This is a genomic window from Morganella sp. HMSC11D09 (assembly GCF_001807955.1).
Lineage (GTDB): Bacteria > Pseudomonadota > Gammaproteobacteria > Enterobacterales > Enterobacteriaceae > Morganella > Morganella morganii.
In genome coordinates, this window is the sequence record NZ_KV791709.1 from 1 (window position 1) to 2,451 (window position 2,451).

A 2,451-nucleotide genomic window follows, 5' to 3' on the forward strand; every position below is an offset into this window, starting at 1 on the left:
CACAGAGCAGGCCGCAAAAGAACGGGAGGCTGCGTGATGATGCTTTACACCCGAATTGCGGCAGAGGAACCGGCCGGAACTGAAATCACCTCCGGGTACATCATGGAGAAATACGGCGTATCACGCAGTATCAGCCAGTCAGCTGTCAGGGTTTTAGCGAAGATTGAAGCGGTTACGCCGACCCGGTGGCGCGGGAATGACCGGATGGCTTTCCGGATATTGCCGGATGCACAGGAGAAAGTCCGCGAATATGAGGAACTGGTGGCAGCCTGTCGGCGGGGAGTAAAAAAGGTCCGCTGTACGGACCCGGTACCGGAAGAGAACCGGGCCACTCTCACCGAACGGGAATTTGTATCCGTCTATAACCGGTTGTTTACGGCCTTCACGGCAAAACAACGGGAACTGAGAAGAAAAAACGGTCTGGCGATGTGAGGCGCAGTATACGGCTGCGCTTAATGAGCGGAGAGATAAACGATGAGCAATCTGATTATTGTTGACGGTATTAATGTGCGCCGGGACATGGCCGGTCGCTATTGCCTGAATGATTTACACCGTGCCGCCGGGGGTGAAGAGCGCCATAAGCCATCTAACTTTATGCGGATGGAATCAACACAGGCATTGTGTTCGGAAATTGACCGATGCTCAGATATGAGCATCGCCTCTGTAAACACCATTCGCGGCGGTATGGAGCAGGGGACATATGTTGCCCGTGAGGTTGTTTATGCCTATGCCATGTGGATAAGCCCGCTGTTCAACCTGAAAGTAATCCGCACGTTTGATGCGGTGGCCGGAACACAGCAGGCGGTACAGCTGGCCGATAAGGTACAGGCAGGCGCTATCCTGCTGGAGTCTATGGCGAAAACGCTGAATCTGTCGAATTCCTCAAAACTGGGCGGGTATCAGAAACTGCAAAAGATGGCTGGTCTTCCGGATCTGGCTCCCTCCTATGCGATTGATGCACCGGCGGGCGCGGTGGATGGCTCCAGCAGACCGACAACTTCCCTACTACGCTGCTGAAAAATCACAATGCAGCCTTGTCTGCGACCAGAGCATACAAACGTCTTGCTGAACTGGGGATTGTCGAACAGAAAGCCCGTCCGGGTTCGAAGGGAACACAAAAACTGTTCTGGTCTGTTACATCAAAGGGGCTTCTGTACGGCAAAAATATCACATCTCCGGCGAACCCGAGGGAAACGCAGCCGCATTTCTTTGAGAGCAAATCAGCGGAACTGCTGGCACTGATGATGACTCCGGCGGTGGCCTTATGAATTACCTGTTAACCGGCTTTGTTCAGAAAGATACCCGGATCCTGGTGTTTAATCCCGGTGCTGAGATTTGCAACTTCCGGAACGGTGCCCGTTATGTTGTGAGTGCGGCTCCCCGTTCAATGGATGGCATTCCGTCCGGCCGCGTTCCGGTAGATGCACAGCCGCTGCTGACAGATGAGCGGGTACTGCGTTTCCTGGACAATCCCGCCGTGGTAAAAGCTGCCGGTGGTTTACAGGGATTTCGTCATTACGTTTCATCAGTAAATCATTGCCAGATTGACGACGAAGCAGATCCGTATCATCACCATGAACTGACCATGACCCGCCACAAAGACGGTTTTATCCGGACGTGCTGGCATCATGACAATATTCTCAGGAAGGGAGAGTACTGCCAGCAGCAGGCGGACAAAATTCTGTTACGCAACCAGCGGGCATTTGTGGCACGCAGTATCTTTACCGACCTGCGGCTGCCCGGCGGCCATCTTCTGAATCCTTCCGATTTGTTCACCTGGTCTGTGATGCATCGTGTCAGTGAGCATCTTCCGGCCTTCATCTGTTCTTACATTCTGATGCAGTCACCGGAAGAAGAGATAACCGGCACCATGACGGAGCATTCCATTGTTCACCGGACGTGCTCACACAGCCGGATTGTTCAGGACATCGTAGAGCAGATAAAACCGGTCGTTGTTCCTGATATAGAGCCGGAGCCACCAGCAAGTTTTATGCGGATCCCGAAGTTAAAGCGCTGGGAGTGTCCGAAGTACCTGCAATGGGTGAAGAGTCAGCTGTGCTGCGTATGTGGTCAGCAGGCAGATGACCCGCATCACATCATCGGGCACGGCAGCGGCGGTACCGGTACAAAGGCACACGACATTTTCACCATCCCGCTGTGCCGTATTCACCATGACGAGTTACACCGTGACGTTAACGCCTGGGAGCGGAAACACGGCAGCCAGCTGGAGTTGTTATTTAGATTTATGAACCGGTCATACGGGATCGGCGTTTTTGGATAATGCGCTGTACGGAGTGCGGAGAGATAAACGATGAGCAATATTCAGATGATATTAGAACGCTGGGGGGCATGGGTTGCGGATAACCCGGAATCTGTAACCTGGTCATCAATTGCCGCCGGGTTTAAAGGGCTTATCCCCGTAAAGGTTAAGAGTCGTCAGCAATGTACTGA

At 53.1% G+C, this 2,451-nt stretch carries 3 protein-coding genes and 1 pseudogene; all 4 read left to right on the forward strand.

The window, feature by feature from the left end; genetic code table 11:
* A partial coding sequence (locus tag HMPREF3119_RS15540) for a hypothetical protein (RefSeq protein ID WP_246829295.1) occupies positions 1–432 on the forward strand: 432 nt, incomplete at its 5' end.
* A gap of 42 nt (positions 433–474) precedes the next feature.
* Positions 475–1,268 (forward strand): annotated as a pseudogene (locus tag HMPREF3119_RS15545) (KilA-N domain-containing protein).
* A complete protein-coding gene (locus tag HMPREF3119_RS15550) occupies positions 1,265–2,281 on the forward strand; it encodes a DUF968 domain-containing protein (protein WP_070580264.1) in 1,017 nt (338 codons plus the stop codon). Before HMPREF3119_RS15545 ends, HMPREF3119_RS15550 begins: the two are co-directional and overlap by 4 nt.
* A 30-nt stretch (positions 2,282–2,311) precedes the next feature.
* A partial coding sequence (locus HMPREF3119_RS18945) for an antiterminator Q family protein (RefSeq protein ID WP_305777637.1) occupies positions 2,312–2,451 on the forward strand: 140 nt, incomplete at its 3' end.